Below are 24,806 nucleotides of genomic sequence, written 5' to 3' on the forward strand. Positions count from 1 at the left end.
CATACAATTGGAAGGGTACAAATGAAAGAAAATAAGATAAAATGGATCCTGCCGTTTCTTGTGTTTATAATCGGTATGGGTATATTGGTAGGAACGGTAGATCATCTGAAAGCAAATGCCAAGAAACAGAACAGGGAGATGGCAGGCCTGAATGCGATGACGTATGCAGAGCGTGTTAAGAAAGACATGACGAAAGGAATTGGTGTCACTGATACGTTAAAACAGATTCTGGTCAGTGAACACGGAAAGATCAGTAGATTTTCTCAGGTTGCAGAGAATATGATGACAAATTCCATTCAGAGTATTCAGCTTGCTCCGGAGGGAATCGTAACTGAAATCTATCCGGAAAAGGGAAACGAAGCAGGCAAGATTGACCTGATCCATGACAAAGACCGGGGAGAAGTATCCCGCTATGCAAGAGATAATGGAGTGTTTACGATGCAGGGACCTTTCGAATTAAAACAGGGAGGTCGTGGAATTGCCGTGCGAAATCCGGTATATTTGGAAAATGATGATGGGGAGGAAGTTTTCTGGGGATTTACGATTGTGATCATTCGTGTACCGGATATTTTTGCAGATACCGTGAAAGCACTTTCTGATTTTGGATATGATTACCGGCTTTCCAAAAACGTTTCCCGACGGGAGGAGACCTATGAGGTGATTTCCAGATCCAAAGGAAAGCTGACGGACCCGGTTTCTTATGTTTTTGAGATGGCCGGAGATCGGTGGAAGCTGGAGGTTATGCCACGGCAGGGATGGTTCGGTTCCCGTAGTCTGTACATGGTTTCTTTGGGAGGTCTGCTGATTGTAGTGCTTCTCACAGGTCTTACCGGAGCACTTCTGGTTTTTGATGAGCATCGTCGGAGATTTAAAAGGCTTGCTGTTACCGATGCCCTGACGGGGATTTATAATCGTCATGGATTTGATGAGAAGGTAGAACAATATCTGAAACAGCATCCGGAAAAGCCGTGCGTGGGAGTGCAGTTTGATATAGATGATTTTAAGCTGATCAATGATATGTATGGACATGCTTCCGGGAATAGAGCGTTGCAGATCCTTGCACAGAAGATGCAGCAATATTTTGGAGAAAAAGCGGTGGTGGGACGTAACGGCGGAGATGAATTTTGTATTTTTCTTCCGGATTGCACCTGTGGAAAGGTGAAGCATTGGCTGGAGGAGTTTACGAAAAGCAAGAGAGCATTTTGTTATGACGGGGAAGAAAAGGAGTTTCATATTTCGCTGGGATATGCAGAATATCCATTGCAGGGGGATGACTATGACCACCTGATGCGTTGTGCGGACGCTGCCCTTTATGAGGTGAAGCTGCGTGGAAAAAATGGGTGCATGGTATATCAGAAGGGATTTCATTCAGAGGTCAGAACACGGCTTGGATTTGCCTTGACGGATGTCTCTGAAAATCTTCCGGGAGCATTTATAATCTACCGGGCAGATAAAACGGAGGACGAAATTTTATTTGCAAACCGTGAGATGATCCGTTTGACAGGATGCCAGAGCATGGATGAGCTGCTGGAATATACGCAGAGCAGTTTTCGGAATCTGATCCGGGAGGATGAGCAGGAAACGGTGGAGCATAATATCTGGGAACAGATAGAAAGTGGTCATAGAAATGACTATGTACATTTTCATCTGAAAAAAGAAGACGGAAGTCTTCTGGAGGTGCTTGACCATGGACGGATTGTGGAAAATGGCCGTTACGGTAAGGTGTTTTATGTGTTGATCGTAGATTACATGTCTATGAGAAAGCATTTTAATGTGTGATAAAGAAAGAGGCTGACAGACGTCATAAGCTGGAGTTGGAAGTAGAAAAAATAGAGAAAATCAGGTTTCACAGACCGGATTAGACAGATTGGAAAATTTGTGGTATGATGTTTTCTGGTTTTTGCCAAAATGCGGATACAAGGTTAAAAAACAAAACCATTTTAATGAAGAAAGGTTCGATTTTATGAGAAAAATAAGCGGTATTTTAATGGCAGCACTTCTGGGAGCATTATGCCTGACAGGATGCGGTGGAAATGACAAGACAGCTGATGCAGACAAAAATGTATCTTCTGCAGCGGTTTCTTCTCCGGCAGCAGACGAAAGTACAACGGTAGAACCGGAGCAGACAGATGATACCGATCTGCTTTCCGGAAAGCATCATGTCAAGATCAAAGTAAAGGATTATGGGACGATCTCTGTGGAGCTTGATGCTGATGTGGCACCGATCACGGTGACGAACTTTGTAGATCTTGCAAAGGATGGCTTCTATGATGGTCTGACATTCCATCGTATTATTTCAGGATTTATGATACAGGGAGGTGATCCTCTGGGAAATGGTACCGGTGGTTCTGAGAAGACGATTAAAGGCGAGTTTGCAGAGAATGGTGTAGAGAATAGCATTTCTCATGTTCGTGGTACGATTTCCATGGCAAGATCGCAGGATTATGACAGTGCCAGCTCACAGTTTTTCATTATGCACAAGGATAATCCGGGACTAGATGGCCAGTATGCGGCATTTGGTACCGTAACAAAGGGGATGGAGATTGTGGATAAGATCTGCGAGGATACCCAGGTGGAAGATGAAAATGGCACCGTTGCTGCCGAGAATCAGCCGGTGATTAAGAGCATAAAAGTGATTGACTGATAAGATTTGGCAGTTTATGTGAACTGATCCGGCAGACAATAAAATATTTGCGTATATGATACCGGTTTTTGGGAGTTTTATAGAAAATTCGTAATGCAGACGCTGCATAGAGAAAAGACTTCCGCAGACCGGTATTTTATTGTATAATTATTTCGTTGGTATGAGAATATATTAAAGGAGAGAACGCTTTTGAACAGACGGAAAAGATGGAACTGTTTTGCTTTGGCAGTGATATTGCTGTTACAGACATGCTGTGGTGAATGGATGCCACAGTCAGAAAGGAATATAGCGGCGGAATTTGGAATGAATGTAAAAAGGGCATATGCATCAGATCAGTTACCGACCGATAAAAGCAGAAAAACTGTGAAAGGTATAGAAAATATATCAGAAAATATGGGCAGCACAGTGCTTCCGTCACAGCCGGTTACACCATCTGCAACAGCTGTGGCACAGACAGCGACCCCTCCGGCAGTGGAGTCCCCATCACCGGCACCGTCACAGACGGCAGTCACATCAGAGCCTCAGCCGACAGAGGTTGTGGATCTGCGTCCGGAGGCGGTAAAGAATCTGTATTTTTGCGGCAGAGGGAGACATAAAGTGATGCTTTCGTGGGAGACATCCGGGAAGGCTTCCTATTATCTTGTATACCGCAGAACGGCAGGAACCGGAAAATATACACAGCGTGCCCGTGTACAGACGATAAAATATCTGGATCATTCTTTAAAATATGGGAAAAAGTATCAGTATAAGGTGATCGCTGTGAATGATGTCGATGGGATTCGAAAGTCTCAGGCTGTGACAGGGGTATACAGCAATCAGACGATTGTAAGCACCGGACATCAGAAATACAGCTATAAAGAGATGAAGGGAGATATCCGGAGTCTCCGGAAAAAATATCACGGTATTGTGAAGGCTGATATTATCGGAAAGAGTGAGGATGGCAGAAATATTTATGATGTTGTCATCGGAAATGAAAAGGCTTCCAAAACTCTGCTTGTGGTTGCAAACCTTCATGCGAGAGAATATATGACCTCCCAGCTTTGTATGGATCAGATTGAATATTATCTGGAGAATTACTACAAAAACAGGGATGGAGGTGCTTGGAAAAAGACCTTTGACCGGATAGCCGTTCATTATATCCCAATGGCAAATCCGGATGGAACTACGATTTCCCAATATGGAATTGAGAGTATCCGGAGTGCCTCTCTGCGCAAAAAGCTTTATAAAATGAACCGGGGAGCAAATACAAAAATCTGGAAGTCCAATGCGAGAGGTGTAGATCTGAACCGAAATTATCCGGTACGGTTCCGTCATCAGGGAAAAAGAGGCAACATGGGTTACAGTGGACCAAAAGCCTGCAGCGAGAGTGAGACCCGTGCGATCAAGGGACTCACAGACAGACTGAAATCCCGTCATAATCTGCAGGGGGTAGTCAGTTATCATGCCATGGGTTCTATTATCTTTGGAGGAAGCGGTCTGGGAGGAAAGCTTCAAAAGAATACCGACAGGCTTTATTATCAGACACGCAGACTCACAGGATATGCCAGTGCAGTAAGCTATCATTCCTCCTCAGGAGGAGACGGAAATTATCTGACTTATATTCAAAATATAAAACGTGTACCGGGAATTACACTGGAGATTGGAAGGATAACCTGTCCGGGACCGGCCTGGGAGTATCCTTCTATATGGAAGAGAAACAAATTGGTTGTGATCAATGCAGCAAAGCTGTTTAAATAGAAAGTCTCAAGTATCATTTTAACCGGGAACCAATATACGAAAGCGGAGGAATCAGCGATGGAGAGAAATGGAGAAAATTTAAAGATTGATTTTCACGGAAATAAACTGGAGCTGGCATTGGACGAGATTAAGTACTTTGAGGGAAGAGCCATGCGGATCTTTGTAACGATGATGGATGAACATCAGATCAGCTTTGACGGCAATCTGGATGAACTTTGGGAAATGCTGGATGGCACACATTTTATCCGGTGCCATCCAAACTATCTGGTGTCATGTAAGGCAATCTCGGCAGTTTATCCGGCACATATCCTTCTGGATAACCGTCTGATCGCCATCAGTCCGTATTATCATGAGATGATCTGCAGCAAGGTAGATGAACTCCAGATGTGGCTGCGTCAGAGAAGAGCGAAGGAGGAGTGGGGAATTCTGCAGGGAATTTCCGGTACCTACGAGGGAACTCTGATCCCAATCCGCAGGGATGAGGATGTTGTGATCGGCAGGGATCCGGAGGAAGCCGATGTCATCTTTGAAACACCGGAGATCAGCCGGAAGCATTGTTCCATCAGTTATCTGGGGCCGGAAGAGGGCTTTCTGATCGCAGATTTTTCCACCAACGGTACTTATGTTCTCGGAGGAGACGAGCTTCCGGCGGGACAGCCGGTACAGGTTCCCGTGGGAAGCCGTATCTCTCTTTCAAATGGAAAAGCAGTATTTGTTCTGGTTTGATCCGGCATCTGTGACCGAAGAAACTGTTATTGATAAAAAACAGCATTATCAGTAGGTGAAAAAAGTGTAAATATTTTGTTAAGTTCGCACTTTTCCGACAAAAATGAACCTCCCATTCTTTACATTTGATTTTTTAAGTGATAAAATGTTATCAGAAACTATATTAAGGAGGATTCTATACAAATGGCAAGAGCTAAACAATCTATGGATGGAAATACCGCCGCAGCTCATGTAGCGTATGCCTACACAGAAGTAGCAGGTATCTATCCTATCACACCTTCCAGCCCTATGGCTGATTCCGTTGACCAGTGGTCAGCAGCAGGACAGAAAAATATCTTCGGTAATACCGTAAAGGTTGTAGAGATGGAGTCCGAGGCAGGTGCAGCAGGTACCGTACACGGTTCCCTTGCAGCAGGTGCACTGACTACTACATTTACAGCATCCCAGGGTCTTCTGCTGATGATCCCTAATATGTATAAGATTGCCGGTGAGCAGTTACCATGTGTATTTGATGTATCTGCACGTACAGTATCTACACATGCACTGAATATCTTTGGTGATCACAGTGACGTTTACGCTTGTCGTCAGACCGGTTTTGCTATGCTGGCTGAGACAAACCCACAGGAAGTTATGGATTTAAGCCCGGTTGCACATCTTGCAGCGCTTGAGGGTAAGGTTCCGTTTATTAACTTCTTCGATGGTTTCCGTACTTCCCATGAGATTCAGAAGATCGAGAAGTGGGACTATGAGGATCTGAAGGAAATGTGTCCGATGGACGCTGTTGAGGAGTTCCGTGCACACGCATTGAATCCTGAGCATCCGGCAGCTCGTGGTTCTCATGAGAACGGTGATGTATTCTTCCAGCATCGTGAGGCTTGTAACAAGGCTTATGATGAGCTTCCTGCAGTAGTAGAGAAGTACATGGGCAAGATCAATGAGAAGCTTGGTACAGATTATGGTCTTTTCAATTATTATGGTGCTCCTGATGCAGATCGTGTTATCATCGCAATGGGTTCTATCTGTGATGTTGCAGAGGAGGTAATTGATTATCTTACAAAGGCCGGAGAGAAAGTCGGACTCATTAAGGTTCGCCTGTATCGTCCATGGTCTGCAGAGGCTCTTCTGAAGGTAATTCCTAAGACAGCTAAGAAGATCGCTGTTCTTGATCGTACAAAGGAGCCAGGTTCTCTTGGTGATCCTTTATTCCTTGACGTTGCCGCTACTCTTCGTGAGGCTGGTATGAACGATGTTGTTCTGACTGGTGGTCGTTATGGTCTTGGTTCTAAGGATACTCCTCCTTCATCTGTATTTGCTGTTTACACAGAGCTGAAAAAAGATGCTCCTAAGCCACGTTTCACGATCGGTATCGTGGATGATGTTACAAATCTCAGTCTTCCTGAGGTTAAGCCGGCTCCTATCACTTCTGCACCAGGTACAAAAGAGTGCAAGTTCTGGGGTCTTGGTGGAGATGGTACTGTAGGTGCCAACAAGAACTCTACAAAGATCATCGGTGATCACACAGACAAGTATATTCAGGCATACTTCCAGTATGATTCCAAGAAGACCGGTGGTGTTACTATTTCCCACCTTCGTTTTGGTGACAACCCGATCAAGAGCCCATATTACATCAACCAGGCTGACTTCGTAGCTTGTCATAATCCTGCATATGTAATCCAGGGTATGAAGATGGTTCAGGATGTTAAGCCGGGCGGAGTATTTATGATCAACTGCCAGTGGTCAGATGAAGAGCTTGATAAGCATCTGAACGCTGAGGCAAAGAAATATATCGCTGACAACAACATTCAGCTTTACACCATCAACGCAATCGATAAGGCTATCGAGATCGGTATGGGTAAGCGTACCAACACAATCCTTCAGTCAGCATTCTTCAAACTGGCTGACGTAATGCCTATTGATGATGCGGTTGAGTTTATGAAGCAGGCAGCTAAGAAGTCTTATTCTAAGAAGGGTGATGCTGTCGTAGAGATGAACTACAAGGCAATTGATGCCGGACTTGATGCAGTTCATAAGGTAGAGATTCCGGATTCATGGAAGAATCCTGCACCGGATGCTCCTGCTAAGGATTTAGAGGGACGTCCAGAGGTTGTTAAGCTTGTGAAGAATCTTCTTGAGCCAATCTCTAAGATGGATGGTGACAGCCTCCCTGTATCTGCATTCGTTGAGAATCCGGATGGTCAGTTCGAGACGGGTGCTTCTGCATATGAGAAGCGTGGTACAGCCGTTACTGTTCCTGTATGGGATCCAAACACATGTATCCAGTGTAACAACTGTGCATTTGTATGTTCTCACGCAACAATCCGTCCATTCCTTCTGTCAGAGGATGAGGTTAAGGCTGCTCCGGAGCAGATCAAGCTTTCTGATACAAAGCCAAAGGCTGGCGAGTACAAGTTCGTAATGAGCGTATCTCCACTGGATTGTATGGGATGTGGTGAGTGTATCACTGTATGTCCTAAGGCAGCAGATGGTGCGATCAAGATGGTACCACAGGAGTCTCAGGCAGATCAGCAGCCGGTATTTGATTATCTGGTAGCAAACGTTGGTAAGAAAGACAGCGGATTTGCTGATACTACTCCTAAGGGAAGCCAGTTCAACCAGCCACTCCTTGAGTTCTCAGGAAGTTGTGCAGGTTGTGCAGAGACATCTTATGCACGTCTCGTAACACAGCTGTTTGGTGAGCAGATGTACATCTCCAATGCAACAGGATGTTCTTCTATCTGGGGTAACCCGGCTGCAACTTCACCATATACAGTAAACAAGGACAGCAAGAAGGGACCTGCTTGGTCTAACTCTCTGTTCGAGGATAACGCAGAGCATGGTCTTGGTATGTATGTAGGTCAGAAGTATCTTCGTGATCAGGCAATCGAGACATTGAAGGAAATCGCAGCATCTGATGAGGCATCTGCTGATGTAAAGGCTGCAATCGATAAATACCTTGAGACAAAGGATGATACAAAGGCAAACGTAGAGCCTACAAAGGCACTGATCGCTGAGCTGGAGAAATGCGGATGCGAGAAGTCCAAGGCAGTACTTGCTAAGAAGGATTACCTTTCTAAGAAGTCTGTATGGATCTTCGGTGGTGACGGATGGGCATACGATATCGGATTTGGTGGTCTTGACCACGTACTTGCATCCGGTGAGAATGTCAATGTAATGGTATTCGATACAGAGATGTATTCTAATACAGGTGGACAGGCATCTAAGGCTTCCAACATCGGTGAGGTTTGTCAGTTCGCTGCTGCTGGTAAGGAGATTGGCAAGAAGTCTCTGGCAGAGATCGCTATGAGCTATGGCTATGTATATGTAGCACAGATCGCTCTTGGTGCAAACCCTGCACAGGCTGTTAAGGCAATCGCTGAGGCTGAGGCATACAACGGACCATCCCTGATCATCGGTTATGCTCCATGTGAGCTTCACGGAATCGCTAAGGGTGGTATGAACCACTGCCAGGATGAGATGAAGAAGGCTGTTAAGGCTGGTTACTGGAATCTCTTCTCATTCAACCCTGCTTTGAAGGCAGAGGGCAAGAATCCATTCAGCTTCACATCTGAGAAGGGTGTAAACTTCGATGATTATCAGGCATTCCTGAACAACGAGGCTCGTTACACTCGTCTGATCAAGCCATTCCCAGAGAGAGCTGAGAGACTGTTCAAGGAGTCTGAGGATGCTGCAAAGGCTCGTTATGAGCATCTGCAGAAGCTGGTAGAGCTTTACAAATAAAGTTTTATCGGATCAGGCTTGTCGAATGACAGGATTTTGATGAAATAAGTAACTACGAGGAGGTTGTTGCATTTATGCAGCAGCCTCCTTTTTGGTGTATAGGAAAATGCTCGTAGCGTAGAGGGAAGCCAACGAGAATTGCGAAGCAATTCTTGGAGGGCAAAACGCTGGTTTTGCCCTTTTTTGTACAGACAGAAAATTTTTGGATGATTCAGGAATGGAGAACGTAATATGTGGGAAAATAATATATTAATAACAGAGATGATGAAGTATTATACCGGAGATCCCAAAAGGATTCAGCATTTTATTAAGGTGTATCAGTTTGCAAAGATGATCGGAGAATTGGAAAAGCTGCCGGAGGAGGTGCAGTATATTCTGGAAACGGCTGCGATCGTTCACGATATCGGGATCAAGCCGGCAGAGGAAAAATACGGAAGCTGTGGCGGAAAGCTTCAGGAGCAGGAAGGCCCGGCAGCGGCAGAAGAAATGCTGCAAAGACTTGGCTATCGTCCGGAGGTGATCGACAGAGTATGTTATCTGGTGGGACATCATCATACCTATGATCATATTGACGGCAGCGATTACCGGATTCTCGTGGAGGCCGATTTTCTTGTTAATCTTTATGAGGACGGCGTATCAGAGGAGGCCGTGAAAAACGCATATGACAAAATTTTCCGGACGGAGGCCAGACGTAGAATGTGCCGCCTCATGTTTTTTGTATAAACACTCCGGAGGAGATGATTTTATTAAAAATTGTCTTGTCATATACGCTGAAAATAAACAAAATCATGAAAATGGGTTTTCAAATGTGTGATTTTGTGATAAATTGATTGTCGGAGCATTATCGAAAGATAACAGATAGATTTTGTCAGATATTTAGTTATAAGAAGTCTGGCAGACAGATTACGAGAATGAGAATAAAGGAGTCGAAAAATGATTAAGGTAGTTAAGTTTGGTGGAAGCTCTCTGGCAAGTGCATCACAGTTTTCAAAGGTAGGCAAGATTATTAATGCAGATCCGGAGAGAAAATTTGTTGTTCCAAGTGCACCGGGAAAGCGGAATGACAAGGATACCAAGGTTACGGATATGCTGTATGCCTGTTATGCACTGGCGAAGGAGGAGAAAAGCTTTAGCAGTGCATTAAAGAAGATCAAGGAGCGATATGAGTCTATTATCAATGGTCTGCATATGAAGCTTTCGCTGGATGAGGAGTTTAAGACCATCGAGAAGAATTTTGCGGAAAAGGCCGGAGAGGATTACGCAGCATCCCGTGGAGAGTACCTTAATGGTATTATCATGGCGAATTATCTGGGATATGAATTTGTAGACCCGGCAGATGCGATCCGGTTTGACGAGGATGGCAGCTTTATGCCGGAGGAGACAGATAAGCTGCTCAAGAAACGTCTGAAGGGTGTAGAGAGAGCTGTTGTGCCGGGATTTTACGGAGCAAAGGCAGATGGTACGATCAAGACATTCTCCAGAGGTGGTTCTGATATCACAGGTTCTATCGTATCCAGAGCAGTACATGCCACAAGCTACGAGAACTGGACAGATGTTTCCGGTTTCCTGATCGCAGATCCGCGTATTATCGATAATCCGGAGCCGATCAAGATCATTACTTACCGCGAGCTTCGTGAGCTTTCTTATATGGGTGCAAGCGTACTTCATGAGGATGCCGTTTTCCCTGTTCGTCAGGCGGGTATCCCGATCAATATCAGAAATACAAACGCACCGGAGGATGAGGGAACATGGATCGTAGAGAGCACATGTCATCATTCAGCATATACGATTACCGGTATTGCAGGTAAGAAGGGATTTGTTGCAGTCAACGTCGAGAAGGATATGATGAACTCTGAGGTGGGTTTTGGCCGTAAGGTATTAACTGCTTTTGAGGAGAATGGTATTAACTTTGAGCATATGCCATCCGGTATTGATACAATGACAGTATTTGTCCATGAGCCGGAGTTTGAGCAGAAGGAGCAGAAGGTAATTTCTGCAATTCACCGTCTGGCACATCCGGATACCATTGATCTGGAGGCTGATCTGGCATTGATCGCAGTGGTTGGCCGTGGCATGAAGTCGAACCGTGGTACAGCAGGACGTATTTTCTCTGCACTGGCACATGCCAATATCAATGTGAAGATGATCGATCAGGGTTCTTCCGAGTTAAACATTATCATCGGTGTCAGCAACGAAGACTTTGATGATGCCATCAAGGCAATTTATGATATTTTTGTAACAACACAGCTGTAAACAATAATTGGATCATAAAGGAGAGGAGGATTATTATGGCAGTCGTTCATGTAACAACAGATAATTTTGAACAGGAAGTAATGCAGTCAGAGAAACCGGTACTTATTGATTTCTGGGCAGGATGGTGTGGTCCTTGTATGATGCTTGGTCCGGTGGTTGAGGAACTGGCAGAAGAGGTTACGGATGTAAAGATCTGTAAAGTCAATGTGGATGAGCAGATGGATCTTGCGCAGCAGTTTAAGGTGGTAAGTATTCCGATGCTGATCCTCATCAAGAATGGCCAGGTTGTGGCAAAGGATATCGGAGTGAAAAGCAAAGAAGAGCTTTTGGAGTTTATGCATCAGTAAAATAACAGAATGAGAATACAGAAAGCAGGCAGAATATGCCTGCTTTCTTGCTAACATTCAGGTGCGGAAAAGTAAGAGGATTTCGGGAAAATCCGGATATAGGAGGGCTTATGGCAGATAAAATATATGATGTTGTGATCGTAGGAGCCGGCACAGCGGGGCTGTCCGCAGCTATTTATGCTTTACGGGCAGGAAAGAGCGTGCTGGTCCTGGAGGAAAAAATGTATGGAGGCCAGATTGTGGTCACGCCGGAGATTGAAAATTATCCGGGCATCGCTAAAATATCCGGTTTTGAATTTGCACAGGGTCTGTATCAACAGGCAAAGAATCTGGGAATGGAATATCAGACCGGCAGGGTATTAAAGCTGCGAAAGAAAGAAAACTGTCACAGAGGGGATCTGGAAGCGGCAGAATTCACAGGAGAACATTCCTGCAGACCTCTTTTTCAGGTGAGCGCAGAAAAGGGAGATCAACAGGAAACTTATCAGGCACAGAGTGTAATCCTGGCAACAGGAGCGAAAAACCGTCCTCTGGGACTGGAGGATGAACAGAAGATGGTGGGGCATGGGATATCCTATTGTGCCACATGTGATGGTATGTTTTTCAGGGGAAAGTCTGTGGCTGTGGCAGGAGGCGGCAATACGGCATTGGAGGATGCTTTATTTCTGGCACAATATTGTGAAAAGGTCTATCTGATCCATCGCCGGGAAGAATTCCGGGGAGAACCGGATAAATTAAAAAATCTGGAGCAGAAAGAAAATGTAGAAATTCTTCGTTCCTGTGTGGTGACACATATGGAAAAGGACGAGGACGGCAACCTGAAACAGCTTTATATATGGAATAAACAGCAGGAAAAAGAACAGAAAATATCTGTGGCAGGACTTTTTGTGGCAGTAGGACAGATGCCGGATAATCAGGAATTTGCAGATTTGGCGGCTCTGGACGAAAAGGGGTATATTCATGCCGGAGAGGACTGCAAGACCGGTACAGAAGGTTTGTTTGTAGCCGGAGACTGCCGGACCAAGACAGTACGTCAGTTGACCACTGCTGCAGCAGACGGTGCGGTAGCGGCACTGGCAGCATGTGAATATCTGGGATGATGGAAGTAATTAAAATTTAAGTGATATCGCTTTGCCTTTGTCTTTGGCGTTTTTCACAGGGACAGATCTGCTCAGGCTTCATGGGTATGCTGATTCCGATATTTCAGAGGGGGCATTCCCATCAGCTGTTTAAATTTGCCGGAGAAATAATTGCCGTCCGGATAACCGCTTCGGATGGCAATCTCCGTTACCGGAAGATCAGTGCTGCGAAGAAGCCTGGCGGCAGAACGGATGCGAAGGGTGTGGAGATATTTCAGGGGGCTGGTGCCGTAAATATCGTGGAATACCCGGCGGAAATGACGGGAGGACATACCGGACATGGAGGCAAGATCCTCAATAGAGATATCTTCACGGAAATGGTACTCCATATATGCTGCTGTATTGGCAAGGGACACGGTATTGTCATTTGGTTCCCGGCGGTCATCGCTGGCGATCCGGGCCAGAGAGGTGATCATCTGAAGAAAAAGCCCGCTTGTCATGCTTTGAAAACCGGCTGGGTGAGAAACATATTCATGGTGGATCCGGGTGATCATATGGTCAAATTCCTCAAAGCGTTCCGGAGAGAGATGGAGACGTGACTGGAAACCGTTCTGCTGTGTCAGGGCAGGCTCAATCACGAAGAGGGAGTGGTAACCGGGCAGGGACTTGATATCGCTGAAGTCCCGCAGAAAGTAATCCGGTTGAAACATAATATTGCAGATCCGGAAATGATGAGGATCCTTATAACTGTGAGATGTATTTTCATTGATGACAAATACATCTCCTTTTTTGATGGAGTATTCTTCCTCGTTGACAATGTGGGTGGCGTAACCGCCCAGCACAAAAACAAGCTCCGAGAAATCTGCGTGGGAATGGAGAAACATATTTTCATCATGATGACCGTACTGAATAAAAAAAGGAAAATCCTTCTGTGTAGTAAAATAGTGAAGGTGCATTTCAGAATTCATAATTTGTATTCTCCTGTTCTGACATTTTGTATGATGACATTAATTTAAGGAATTATAATATAAATTTTAGTGATTTTAATATAATCCAGTCATGTCCGAAATGTCAAGATTAGTGTCCGTATTATTCTTGCGGACAGAGGGTTGATTTCGTATGATTATATTACAGCATAAGAAATGTGTGAAAGTGGAAAACCTTGAAAACAATGTGAGACAGGAGTTTTTTCGACATATATGTGAAACGTAAATAATCAAGGTTAAATTATCAAAAGAAAAAGGAGGACAAAAATGGCAAATCCGTATTTACCAAGTTGGGAGTATATCCCGGATGGAGAACCGAGAGTATTTGGGGACAGAATTTATGTATATGGCTCCCACGACAGAGTGGATTCTGATGAATTTTGTGATTATAAACTGAAGGTGTGGTCAGCACCTGTGAATGAACCGGGCAAGTGGGTGTGTCATGGAGACGCATTTCATACAAAGGCCGACAGAGATCACGCTTCGGATATCGACTGGTCCGAGAAATGTCTCTATGCGCCGGATGTAGTTGAAAAGGATGGCAAGTATTATCTTTACGCATACGTTCTGGATTCCAAGGGATGCGTGGCGGTCAGTGATAAACCGGAGGGACCGTTTGAGCTGGTATCCCGTTATGAATATAATATTCCGGATCATTATGATAATGGTACTTTTATTGATCCCGGTGTGCTGGTAGATGATGATGGCAGAGTCTATGTATATTGCGGTTATCTGGGTTCCTATATGTGTGAGATTAACGGAGACAATATGTATCAGGTGATCGACGGAACTTATCAGGAGAATATCATTCCAACAGATGAACCATGGAATTTCTTTGAAGCCTGCTCTCCGAGAAAGGTGGGAGATACCTATTATCTGATCTATTCGCCAAAGAGAGGATGCCAGCTTGCGTATGCCACATCTGATTCTCCGACAGGACCATTTACCTATCGGGGTTATATTGTGGATAACGGCATTGATTTTCCGGGAGGAAATAACCATGGATCGATCTGTAAGATTGGCGATCAGTGGTATATTTTTTATCATCGTATGACTAACGGAACGATCATGTCCCGCAGAGGCTGTGTAGAAAAGATTGAGATTCTGCCGGATGGAACGATTCCGCCGGTAGAGATGACTTCTCTGGGCTTTGAGGATTCCCTGAATCCGTATGAGCTGACACCGGCTGATACAGCATGTGTACTGAAGGGCAGTGAGCAGCTGATGATCACCGAGATGGATGCATTTACCAGAGTGATCACCAATATTACCGAGGGATGCGTGATGGGCTGGAAGTATTTTGATTTTGGCAACGACTTTACTAATGGAACCATGACATTATCCTTAAAGCTGCAGCCGAGGGGATGCAGTGGCAGAATTCACGTATATCTTGATGATCCGGTGGATGGAGAAAAGATCGGAACGATTGAATTCGGCACAGGAGATCATGTGGCAGAAGGTGTGATGCGCATGGTAACAGGCAGACATGCGGTATATTTTGTGGCAGAGGATGCACATAGCGGATGGGCAAAGAACAGTTTTACAGGTAGACAGCTCCTGGATCTGGAAGCATTTGTATTTCGTAAATAGAAAAAAACACAAGAGTCTTGAAAAAAACATTCGCAGAGAGTAAAGTAGTGATAACCATGAAAGGTATTAAAAGGAAAAGAAGTGGTACAGAGAAAGGCAGATAAACTCTCTGAAAAGACCACAGTTCAAGTAAAATAAAGGGAGATTTAAAACTATGAAGATCAGTAATCCGGTACTCCGGGGCTTTTACCCGGATCCAAGTGTATGCAGGGCAAATGACAAGTATTATATGGTATGCAGCTCTTTTGAGTATTTTCCGGGAGTTCCTCTGTTTGAGAGTGAGGATCTGGTGCATTGGACACAGATCGGTCACTGTCTTACCAGAAGCACGCAGGTAGACTTAGAGCGCATCAACAGCTCCGGTGGAGTGTTTGCGCCGACGATCCGTTATCATGAAGGACGTTTTTACATGGTGACCACAAATGATACCTACCACAAAAATTTCTATGTATATACAGATGATATCTATGGGGAGTGGTCTGAGCCTATATTTGTGGATCAGGGAGGAATCGATCCGTCTCTGTTCTTTGAGGATGGCAAGGCATATTTTATGAGTAACGGCAGTGACGAGGATGGCAATGGATGTATTTTCCAGTGCGAGATCAATATTGCAACAGGAGAGCGCCTGACCGAAAGCAAACCGATCTGGAAAGGAAATGGCGGCCGTTATCTGGAATCACCGCATCTGTACCATATTGGGGACTGGTATTATATTACAGCTGCAGAGGGAGGTACAGAATATGGTCATATGATCACCTATGCGAGGGGAAAGAGTCCATATGGACCATTTGAATCATATCCGCTGAATCCGGTTGTGACAAACCGTGATCTTGGCGGTCACCAGAGCCGCATTCAGGGAATTGGTCATGGCGATCTGGTACAGACAGAGGATGGTACGACATTTATCGTATGTCTCGGCTTCCGCCAGGAGGGAATGTGGATGCCGTTCCACCATCTGGGGCGAGAGGTATTTCTGGTACCGGTACAGTGGCAGCAGGACGGATGGTTTACTGCCGGTGTGAACGGTAAGGTGGAGGCTGAGATGGAAATGAATCTCAATGCTTCCGGCGAGGATACCTGCTATGATGTTTCTTTTGAGAAGCTGGGAGCAGACAGTCTCAGATGGTGTCATCTGAGAGCATATGATCAGGCGAATTATCAGTTTACAGAGCAGGGGGCGAAACTTCGGGGCAATCATTTCACGTTGGATGATGTGGATGCGCCAACCTTCCTCGGTGTACGCCAGTCTGAATTTGATACAACATTGGATGTGACGGTAGGAGGAAATTCTCAGGAGGCAGGAGTAACCTTCTATCTGTGTGAGGATCATCATTATGATCTGTATCTGGCACAGGCAGATGGGGTCTGCAGGGCTGAGCTTCGTCTGACCACAGGAGATGCACAGTGTGTAAAGACATCTGTTCCTCTGGAGCAGGGACAGCAGGAGGTCAAGCTTCATGTGGAGTCTGACAGTGAATTTTATACCTTCTTTGCTGAAATTGCCGGGGAGAAAAAAGAGCTTGGAAAGGCAAGAACAAAATACCTGTCTTCCGAGGTGGCAGGTGGCTTTACCGGAACAGTCATGGCAATGTATGCCGTAAATCCGGAGGAGAAGGAAGATGCCTGGGGTGAGTTTACCGGCTTAAAATGGACTATGAAAAAGTGGGTAGATAATGCGTAAGTGAGGAGCTTTGTACCGAAGACATACGATATAAAATAAGATGCAGAGGTGAGGATTTCAATGAACCGTGATGAGGAATTTCTGGCAAAAAGGATTATAGATCTGGCGGATCAGTCATATCGGACCGGATTATATACTTATACCGGTTTTTTGAACCAGCAGGAGCAGGCAGTTTACGATAGTGTACGAAAGGATGCAGCTCCTGTGACAGCCACACTGTTTGGCGGTGTGGAGGGGTGTGAACGGCAGGTCCTCCGTTTTGGAGATGAGGAAAGCCTGGGATATGATGCGGGATTTCCAATCTGCTGCATTGAAATCCGGCCATTGATCGAGAAGTTTTCCGATGCACTGACCCACCGGGATTATCTGGGAGCACTGATGCATCTGGGAATAGACCGCAGCACCCTTGGAGATATTATGATACGGGACAAAACGGCATATCTGTTTTGTCTGGACAAAATGGCATCGTTTATCGTAGATAATCTGGATCAGGTGAAGCATACCCATGTGAAATGCCGTTTACTGGAGGAGATGCCGGAGGCGGTCCGTCCGCAGCTTCAGGCAGTGAAGCTGATCGTTCCGAGTATGCGGCTGGATGTGGTGATCGCAAAGCTATATCATTTGTCGCGGAGTCAAAGCATTGCACTTTTCCGCGAAAAGAAAATCTTTGTAAATGGAAGAGGACAGGAAAATAACAGTGGGATTCTGAAGGAAACAGATGTTGTTTCTGTGCGGGGGCATGGAAAATTTATCTGTGATGGAATTTCAGGAGAAACCAAAAAAGGAAACCTGAATATTCAGGTTTCCAAATATGTTTGACAGATCCTGTTTCCGGGGAGTGGAATAGGCTTCCTGCGGCTGCGGATCTTGTGATTTATGACTCTTTGGGTGGAACTGCAAAATAGCGGTTCCACTTTTTATCATTTTGATATTCTAACATACGGTCATATTGCGCATACATTTTCTGGACTCCGTTTTCCAGCAGATAGTAATGATTAATGTATGGAAACAGCAGGATCAGCAGTGGGATCAGCAAGATTGCCAGCCAGATATTGGAGCTGGAAACAAGACCAATCACAACGGAGGTGGTCATCAGGGCAAACAGCACTGTGACGATCAGATGGATCAGCCGTTCATGCTGAAAAAAACGGATCTGTGTCAGATGGTTTTCGATGGCTTTGGTCCAGTCGGTGTCATCGGGAGGTGCCTGAAGCAATTCATCAATCTGCTGCATATAGGTCAAAATGCGTCGTTTCATAAAATCAGTCCTTTCGTAAATCTTTTGGTAGAATTATATCACGAATTCGTGTATATTTATAGGTGATGGAAAAATAACAATGAAGAAATGAGGAAAAAAGATGGATAAAATTAAAAAAGTTAAATTGACTCCGGCGGCCTGTGGTCTGGATCTGGGAGATGGAAGTGAGAGAGCAGAGTATGTAAATCAGGATTATATTTTAAATACTCTGGGAAGACCTCACAGAAATATTGGTATCATGTATACTTATTATCCAAAGGACAAGGAATGGCCGGAGCGGATCAGTGTGGCATGTAAAGATATGGAGATTCATTTTCAGTGGGATTATCCGTATGATGATTATTTTCCATATCGTGGAGGTCTCGATGGGGACACGAAGGGAGAGCCGTTCCAGCAGATGAGGGATATCCGCCGCCATGGACAGGATGTTGCTCTGACGTTGACCATTGACTGTTCTCTGGAGGATGAATATCTCCGTCAGATCGCAAAGGAGCTGAAGCCCTTTGGCAGAATGCGTCTGCGTATCAACCATGAGTGTGCCGGTGACTGGTTTACCCACAATCAGCGTTTTTCCTACAAGGAGATCGGAGAGTTTTTTGTACGCTTTGCAAAGATCGTGAAGGAAGAGGCACCGCAGATCTCGCTGGTATTTTGTGGTGGAGCTGTAGGAGATCTGGAGGCTGAGGATGCGCCGGTACAGTATGAGGAGGAGTTTAAGGAAGCCTTTGATATTGCAGATATCTGGTCCAATGACTGTTATCTGGCTCTTCATTACGGATGGCCTTTTGATGTATGCGAAAAAGGCGGGGACAGCTATGCAATGACACCGGTAGATCTGTTCTTTGAGCGTCTGGATAAAACTTCTAAGAGAATGACAAAGGTAAATCATGGGGAGTGCAAGCCATTTGTGATCTCTGAGTTTAATACAGACGGTGATGTGACCGGACCGATGCATCAGGGAGATTCCATTAAGCGTTTTGTAGAGAAATTAAAGTCCGAAAATGCGGACTGGTTCGATGGATTTTCTATGTACCAATTCAGGGACAGAGGACGTCTTGGACTGGAGATTGAGGATCCGAATAATTCTGCAGTGGGTATTCCGCAGCCAATCCTCAAGGATTACAAGGATATTCTGAAGGATCCGTTCTTCCTGCCGGGACTGGAGGAGACAGAAGATACAGCATTGCCGGTAACACTTCGCTGGGGAGGTGCAGAGGATGCGGAGGGAATTGCAATTCCGATCACCTTTGAGAAGACACCGGAGTTTTGCGAGATTACCTTTGAGGAAGATCTGAACCTTATGATGGAATTAAATGGACGCTGGTTCTATAAAGCACCGGGCACGAAGACAGTTGATATGATGTCTGCATTTTTTGAAACACCGGTTGAGCCGGGTACGGAGATGACTCTGAAAATTTTTGCACCTCCGGCGACAGGAGAGAACGATCCGTCTCAGGGAGAGGATTGGGCAGTAAATTATTATACGACTATGACAAAAATGCCACAGCTTCGTATCCGTTATGAGGAGATTCAGGAGGTACTGTAATGGAACACGCAATCGTAACTCTCAAAAAGGGAGAAGGACGTACGATCAAGGCGGGAGGAGCCTGGATCTATGACAATGAGATTGCCAGTGTCGTGGGAAGCTTTGCCGACGGAGATGTAGTTCTGATCCATGATTTTGACGGATATCCTATGGGAAAGGGCTATATCAACCGTCACTCCAAGATACGGGTTCGGATGCTCACGCGTCATCAGGAGCAGGAGATCGATGATGATTTCTGGAGAATGCGCCTGCAGGCGGCATGGGATTACCGGAAGGCTACGGTAGATACTTCAAGCTGCCGGCTCGTCTTTGGTGAGGCGGATTTTCTGCCGGGACTGGTGATTGACAAATTCAGTGATGTTCTGGTAGTAGAATCCCTGGCTTTGGGAATTGACCGTTACAAGGAGCATCTCGTAGAGATTTTGAAGGAAATTCTTGCAGCTGACGGTGTCACGATCCGTGGTGTTTACGAACGCAGCGATGCCAGAGAACGGCTGAAGGAAGGGATGGAGCGTGTCAAAGGTTTTCTGGGACAGGAGTTTGATACCAATGTGGAGATCGTAGAAAACGGTGTCCACTATATGGTGGATGTAAAAGAAGGACAAAAAACAGGTTTTTTTCTGGACCAGAAATATAACCGTCAGTCGATCCGTTCCATCTGTAAGGGAGCAAAGGTGCTGGACTGCTTTACCCATACCGGCTCTTTTGCTTTGAATGCCGGACAGGCGGGGGCTGCCAGTGTATTAGGACTGGATGCTTCGGAGCCTGGCGTAGAGCAGGCAAAAAAGAATGCAGCATTAAATGGTCTGTCCCATATTGTGGACTTTGAATGTGCAGATGTTTTTGAAAAGCTTCCGAAAATGGAGGCGGCAGGAGAAAAGTTTGATGTGATCATACTGGATCCGCCGGCGTTCACGAAGTCACGTAATTCTGTAAAAAACGCCGTAAAGGGATACCGGGAGATCAACCTTCGTGCTATGAAGCTCATTAAGGATGGTGGTTATCTTGCCACATGCTCCTGTTCTCATTTTATGACATATGAGCTTTTTACAAAAACGATTGGACAGGCGGCAGCAAATGTACACAAGAGACTGCGTCAGGTATCCTTCGCAACACAGGCACCGGATCATCCAATCCTGTGGGCTGCCGATACATCATATTATCTGAAGTTTTATATCTTCCAGGTATGTGATGAAAAATAAAATCATAAAATGTAAGGAATTAGAATTATTATGAGAGATCCTGAAAAGGTAAAAAAAGAAATGGAAGAAAAAGACCGGAAAATCCTGGAGACAGCTTTCCGTATCTTTGTAGAAAAAAAGATTGAACCTGTCAGTATGGGGGAAATCGCAAAAGAAGCTGGAGTAGGCCGGGCAACGGTATTTCGTCATTATCAGAATAAGCTGGAGCTGGTGATCGCAGTCTGTACGGCACAGTGGCAGGCATATTTTGACAAACTGGATGAGGAAAGACCGCTTTCATCCATCGCTGATGTTCCTGCGATTGAACGATTTATCTTTACGCTGGACAGTTATATTGACATGTATCAGAATCATAAAGATCTTTTGCAGTATAATGACAATTTTAATCACTATGTGACCCATGAGGGAACGGGCAGTGAGCAGTTAAGGGCGTTTCATGCTTCTCTGCATTCAGCCAATACGAGATTTCATCTGATGTATGAAAAGGCGAAGGAGGACAAGACATTCCGGACAGATATTCCGGAAGAAGAGTTTTTTCGTGTGACTCTTCATTCCATGATGGCAACATGTGCTCATTATGCAGGGGGATTTATCTGGGGGGCGGAGGACAATAAGGACTATACGCCGGAGCTTTTGCTTCAGAAGGAAATGATATTGAATTATGTGACAACATCAAAATGATCAAAAATGATCTGAAAATTTTTCTTGACAAAATATCATCAAAATGATATAAATAATTTAGATAGTATGTTACTTGATTCGAAACGAACCCAAGGCATTAACTAGACATAAATTTTATAGGATATTTATGTGAGTTAGTGCCTTTTTTTGTTTCCATTTTTATCCCCGTTCCTGCGTAGATTCCGGAAAACGGTGGTATAGAATTTCAGAAAAAGTGGAAAATAAAAAGGATATGCGAAAGAGCAGACGTTCCGCATAAATATCACCAAGAAAGGAAGGATGAATTATGAAAGACAAAATTTTTGAAGTCTTACAGAGAATCGGAAGAAGCTTTATGCTTCCTATCGCAATCCTGCCTGTTGCCGGATTGCTTCTGGGACTTGGTAGTTCGTTTACCAATGAAACTACCATTGCAACGTATCATTTAGGAAAAATTCTTGGAGACGGAACAATTCTCCATGCACTTCTGGTCATTATGAACAAAGTGGGAAGTGCCGTATTTGATAACCTGCCGTTACTTTTTGCAGTAGGTGTTGCGATTGGAATGGCAAAGAAGGAAAAGGAGGTTGCTGCTCTTTCTGCCGTGATCGCTTATTTTGTAATGAACATTTCCATCAGCGGTATGCTGGAGATCAATGGAAAGATTCTGGAGGATGGAAGCATTGCGAAGGATGTGCTCAGTGGAACCATCGCTTCGGTCTGCGGTATCAATACCCTTCAGATGGGTGTGTTTGGTGGTATTATCGTAGGTCTTGGTGTAGCGGCACTTCATAACCGGTTCCATAAGATCCAGTTGCCAAATGCGTTGTCATTCTTTGCAGGATCTCGGTTTGTACCGATTATTTCCACGATTGTATATATGTTTGTGGGGATTCTGCTTTACTTTGTATGGCCGGTGGTCCAGAATGGAATTTATGCCTTGGGTGGTCTGGTGACCGGCAGCGGTTATCTGGGAACCCTGATCTTTGGTATTGTGAAGAGAGCATTGATCCCATTTGGTCTTCATCACGTATTTTATATGCCGTTCTGGCAGACAGCAGTGGGTGGTACTATGGAAGTGGCAGGACAGACGATCCAGGGCGGTCAGAATATCTTTTTTGCCCAGCTTGCGGATGCGTCCCATGTAGCACATTTCAGTGCAGATGCTACCAGATATTTCTCCGGTGAGTTTATCTTTATGATTTTTGGTCTCCCCGGTGCAGCGTTGGCGATGTATCGTACTGCCAAGCCGGAAAAGAAAAAACAGGCAGGAGGACTTCTTTTCTCTGCAGCATTAACTTCTATGCTGACAGGTATTACAGAACCGATCGAGTTTTCGTTCCTGTTTGTGGCACCGATCCTGTTTGTGGTACAGGTAATCCTGGCAGGTGCGGCCTATATGATCGCCCATATTTTAAACATCGCGGTAGGTCTTACCTTCTCCGGCGGTTTTCTGGATCTGTTCCTGTTTGGTATTCTTCAGGGCAATGACAAGACAAGCTGGCTGCGTATTATACCGGTTGGTATTATCTATTTCCTCCTGTATTACTTTATCTTCTACTTCCTGATCAAAAAGCTTGATCTGAAAACACCGGGAAGAGAGGATGATGACCAGCAGGTGAAGCTTTATACAAAGGCAGATGTTAATGCAAGAAAGTCTCAAAAAGGGGACAGTGAAAATGTGGCAGATGATCCTCTCAGTGCAGATATTACAAGAGGCCTTGGAGGAAAGAAAAATATTGATGGTGTAGACTGTTGTGCCACAAGACTCCGCTGTACCGTTTATAATGCGGATCTCGTAGACGATGCTCTGTTGAAATCAACCGGAGCCAGTGGTGTGATCCACAAGGGAAATGGTGTACAGGTGGTATATGGTCCGAACGTCACCGTGATCAAGTCAAATTTGGAAGATTATCTTGAAACTGCACCGGATATCGAATATACTAAAGATAGTATTGGTTCTGTGGAGGAGACGGAAGCACCACAGGAGGAGAAGACGGAACAGAAGGTTACAAAGACAATTGTGATATCAAGCCCGATTACCGGTGTGGCAGCAGATCTGTCAACGGCGCCGGATGAGGCATTTGCCGGAAGAATGATGGGAGACGGAGCGGTTGTGACACCGACGGATGCCATCGTGAAGGCACCGGAGGATGGAGAAGTTGTATTTGTATTTGATACAAAGCACGCCATTGGGTTTATGACAGATTCCGGGCTCAGCATGCTGCTGCATATCGGTATTGATACCGTACAGTTAAATGGAAAAGGTTTTGAAGTATTTGTGGAAAACGGACAGAAGGTGAAAAAGGGAGATCCGATGATGAAGCTGGATCTGGAGTATCTGAAAGAGCATGCGCCATCTGTCACTTCACCGGTATTATGTACGGAGTTAGAGGATAACCAGAAGGTCCGACTTTTAAAGGACGGAGAGATCAAAGCAGGAGAAGAGCTGTTTGCTGTTGATTTCTACGAATAAGCAGAAAATGTGAGGATCGGACATGTACAGAATTGGTAAGGTATTAAATCATAATGCAGTGCTCGCGGTAAATGGAGAGGATGGAAAACAGTATCTTCTGATGGGAAAGGGAATCGGTTTTGGCAAAAAGGTCAGTGAAAGGGTAGAGCCCGGAGAGGACAGCCGGATCTATACACTGCAGTCATGTGAGGAGCGTGGCAGCGCGGATGAGATTGTAAAGACGATAGATCCGGAGTTCCTGGAAATTTCTAATCTGGTGTTAGATGAAGCAGAAAAGGTATTTGGGCATATTGACCGCAATATCCTGTTTCCTTTGGCAGACCATCTCTATTATGCGGTGGAGCGGATCAAAAAGCATGAGCAGATCAGCAATCCGCTGACCGAGGATATCCGTATTCTTTTCCATATGGAGTATAAGGCTGCAAGCTGTGTGGTGCCGGTCCTGGAACAAAAATTTGGAATTACCATCGGAGATGATGAGGTAGGATATATTGCACTTCACGTACATTCTGCTATCGATGATGATAAGGTATCTGATGCCATGAAAACGGCCCGTGCTGTGCGGGAATGCATAGAGATCGTAGAAAATGCCATGGGGAAACGGATTGATGTAATGACATTATCCTATAACCGGCTGATGAATCATGTGCGCTATATGATCGTGCGGGCGTTAAGTGGCGAGAAGTTGAAAATGAGTTTAAATGATTATATGAGTGTCAAATACCCGGAAGAGTTTGCCATGGCAGAAAAGATCTGTGAGCAGATCGGAAAGACCATTGGCTGTACCATGAAGGATGCGGAAACCGGGTATCTGGCAATGCATATCTGTCGTGTGACAAGCGGTGAGCTGGATAGCGACGAGGAATAAGCAATCGGGATTACA

At 45.1% G+C, this 24,806-nt stretch carries 19 protein-coding genes; 17 read left to right on the forward strand and 2 right to left on the reverse strand.

Features of this window, described 5'->3' with window-relative positions; all coding sequences use genetic code 11:
* Positions 1-21 precede the first annotated feature (21 nt).
* The 9 genes from H8704_RS02860 to H8704_RS02900 all read left to right on the forward strand — a co-directional run bounded on the left by H8704_RS02860 (position 22) and on the right by H8704_RS02900 (position 12,545).
* Complete coding sequence (locus tag H8704_RS02860; RefSeq protein WP_249297239.1) at positions 22-1,779, forward strand: diguanylate cyclase domain-containing protein; 1,758 nt, start codon at positions 22-24, stop codon at positions 1,777-1,779.
* 184 nt (positions 1,780-1,963) lie between these two features.
* Positions 1,964-2,644 (forward strand): peptidylprolyl isomerase, encoded by a 681-nt coding sequence (locus tag H8704_RS02865; RefSeq protein ID WP_249297240.1) that lies wholly within the window; start codon positions 1,964-1,966, stop codon positions 2,642-2,644.
* A gap of 189 nt (positions 2,645-2,833) precedes the next feature.
* On the forward strand, positions 2,834-4,381 hold the full coding sequence (locus H8704_RS02870) for a M14 family zinc carboxypeptidase (RefSeq protein WP_249297242.1): 1,548 nt from the start codon (positions 2,834-2,836) through the stop codon (positions 4,379-4,381).
* Positions 4,382-4,438: 57 nt separating this feature from the next.
* Positions 4,439-5,107: an FHA domain-containing protein gene (locus tag H8704_RS02875; protein ID WP_022464563.1), complete on the forward strand. Its 669-nt coding sequence runs from the start codon at positions 4,439-4,441 to the stop codon at positions 5,105-5,107.
* Positions 5,108-5,290: 183 nt separating this feature from the next.
* Positions 5,291-8,845 carry a pyruvate:ferredoxin (flavodoxin) oxidoreductase gene (gene nifJ, locus H8704_RS02880; RefSeq protein WP_249297244.1) on the forward strand — a complete coding sequence of 1,185 codons (3,555 nt, stop codon included), beginning with the start codon at positions 5,291-5,293 and terminating at the stop codon, positions 8,843-8,845.
* 231 nt (positions 8,846-9,076) lie between these two features.
* Positions 9,077-9,568 carry an HD domain-containing protein gene (locus H8704_RS02885; protein WP_249297246.1) on the forward strand — a complete coding sequence of 164 codons (492 nt, stop codon included), beginning with the start codon at positions 9,077-9,079 and terminating at the stop codon, positions 9,566-9,568.
* A gap of 210 nt (positions 9,569-9,778) precedes the next feature.
* The gene (locus H8704_RS02890; protein ID WP_249297248.1) at positions 9,779-11,098 is read left to right on the forward strand and encodes an aspartate kinase; all 1,320 of its coding nucleotides are present in this window, start codon (positions 9,779-9,781) and stop codon (positions 11,096-11,098) included.
* Between the two features lie 35 nt (positions 11,099-11,133).
* Positions 11,134-11,445 carry a thioredoxin gene (trxA, locus tag H8704_RS02895; RefSeq protein ID WP_118676738.1) on the forward strand — a complete coding sequence of 104 codons (312 nt, stop codon included), beginning with the start codon at positions 11,134-11,136 and terminating at the stop codon, positions 11,443-11,445.
* Positions 11,446-11,567: 122 nt separating this feature from the next.
* The gene (locus tag H8704_RS02900; protein WP_249297353.1) at positions 11,568-12,545 is read left to right on the forward strand and encodes an NAD(P)/FAD-dependent oxidoreductase; all 978 of its coding nucleotides are present in this window, start codon (positions 11,568-11,570) and stop codon (positions 12,543-12,545) included.
* A 71-nt stretch (positions 12,546-12,616) separates the two neighbouring features.
* On the opposite strand, the gene H8704_RS02905 is transcribed toward H8704_RS02900, so the two are convergent.
* Positions 12,617-13,492: a helix-turn-helix domain-containing protein gene (locus H8704_RS02905; protein ID WP_249297250.1), complete on the reverse strand. Its 876-nt coding sequence runs from the start codon at positions 13,490-13,492 to the stop codon at positions 12,617-12,619.
* A gap of 285 nt (positions 13,493-13,777) precedes the next feature.
* On the opposite strand from H8704_RS02905, the gene H8704_RS02910 reads away from it, so the two are divergent.
* The 3 genes from H8704_RS02910 to H8704_RS02920 all read left to right on the forward strand — a co-directional run bounded on the left by H8704_RS02910 (position 13,778) and on the right by H8704_RS02920 (position 17,600).
* Positions 13,778-15,100, forward strand: a complete 1,323-nt coding sequence (locus tag H8704_RS02910; RefSeq protein WP_118676742.1) for a family 43 glycosylhydrolase — start codon at positions 13,778-13,780, stop codon at positions 15,098-15,100.
* Positions 15,101-15,254: 154 nt separating this feature from the next.
* Positions 15,255-16,781, forward strand: coding sequence for a glycoside hydrolase family 43 protein (locus tag H8704_RS02915; RefSeq protein WP_249297252.1), 1,527 nt, complete (start codon positions 15,255-15,257; stop codon positions 16,779-16,781).
* A 60-nt stretch (positions 16,782-16,841) separates the two neighbouring features.
* Positions 16,842-17,600, forward strand: a complete 759-nt coding sequence (locus H8704_RS02920) for a YlmH/Sll1252 family protein (RefSeq protein ID WP_249297254.1) — start codon at positions 16,842-16,844, stop codon at positions 17,598-17,600.
* Positions 17,601-17,655: 55 nt separating this feature from the next.
* Here the strand turns inward: H8704_RS02920 and H8704_RS02925 are convergent, their stop codons facing one another.
* The gene (locus tag H8704_RS02925) at positions 17,656-18,039 is read right to left on the reverse strand and encodes a hypothetical protein (RefSeq protein WP_249297255.1); all 384 of its coding nucleotides are present in this window, start codon (positions 18,037-18,039) and stop codon (positions 17,656-17,658) included.
* A gap of 100 nt (positions 18,040-18,139) precedes the next feature.
* Here H8704_RS02925 and H8704_RS02930 point away from each other — a divergent pair, with 100 nt between their 5' ends.
* The 5 genes from H8704_RS02930 to H8704_RS02950 all read left to right on the forward strand — a co-directional run bounded on the left by H8704_RS02930 (position 18,140) and on the right by H8704_RS02950 (position 24,791).
* Positions 18,140-19,585 (forward strand): hypothetical protein, encoded by a 1,446-nt coding sequence (locus H8704_RS02930; protein ID WP_249297256.1) that lies wholly within the window; start codon positions 18,140-18,142, stop codon positions 19,583-19,585.
* Positions 19,585-20,787: a class I SAM-dependent rRNA methyltransferase gene (locus tag H8704_RS02935; protein ID WP_249297257.1), complete on the forward strand. Its 1,203-nt coding sequence runs from the start codon at positions 19,585-19,587 to the stop codon at positions 20,785-20,787. The genes H8704_RS02930 and H8704_RS02935 overlap by 1 nt, the downstream gene beginning before the upstream one ends.
* A 30-nt stretch (positions 20,788-20,817) precedes the next feature.
* A complete protein-coding gene (locus H8704_RS02940) occupies positions 20,818-21,468 on the forward strand; it encodes a TetR/AcrR family transcriptional regulator (protein WP_249297259.1) in 651 nt (216 codons plus the stop codon).
* Positions 21,469-21,754: 286 nt separating this feature from the next.
* Positions 21,755-23,923: a PTS transporter subunit IIABC gene (locus H8704_RS02945; protein ID WP_249297261.1), complete on the forward strand. Its 2,169-nt coding sequence runs from the start codon at positions 21,755-21,757 to the stop codon at positions 23,921-23,923.
* Between the two features lie 22 nt (positions 23,924-23,945).
* The gene (locus H8704_RS02950) at positions 23,946-24,791 is read left to right on the forward strand and encodes a PRD domain-containing protein (protein WP_249297262.1); all 846 of its coding nucleotides are present in this window, start codon (positions 23,946-23,948) and stop codon (positions 24,789-24,791) included.
* Positions 24,792-24,806 lie beyond the last annotated feature (15 nt).

Source organism: Jutongia huaianensis (assembly GCF_014384985.1).
In the GTDB taxonomy this organism is placed as follows: domain Bacteria; phylum Bacillota; class Clostridia; order Lachnospirales; family Lachnospiraceae; genus Jutongia; species Jutongia huaianensis.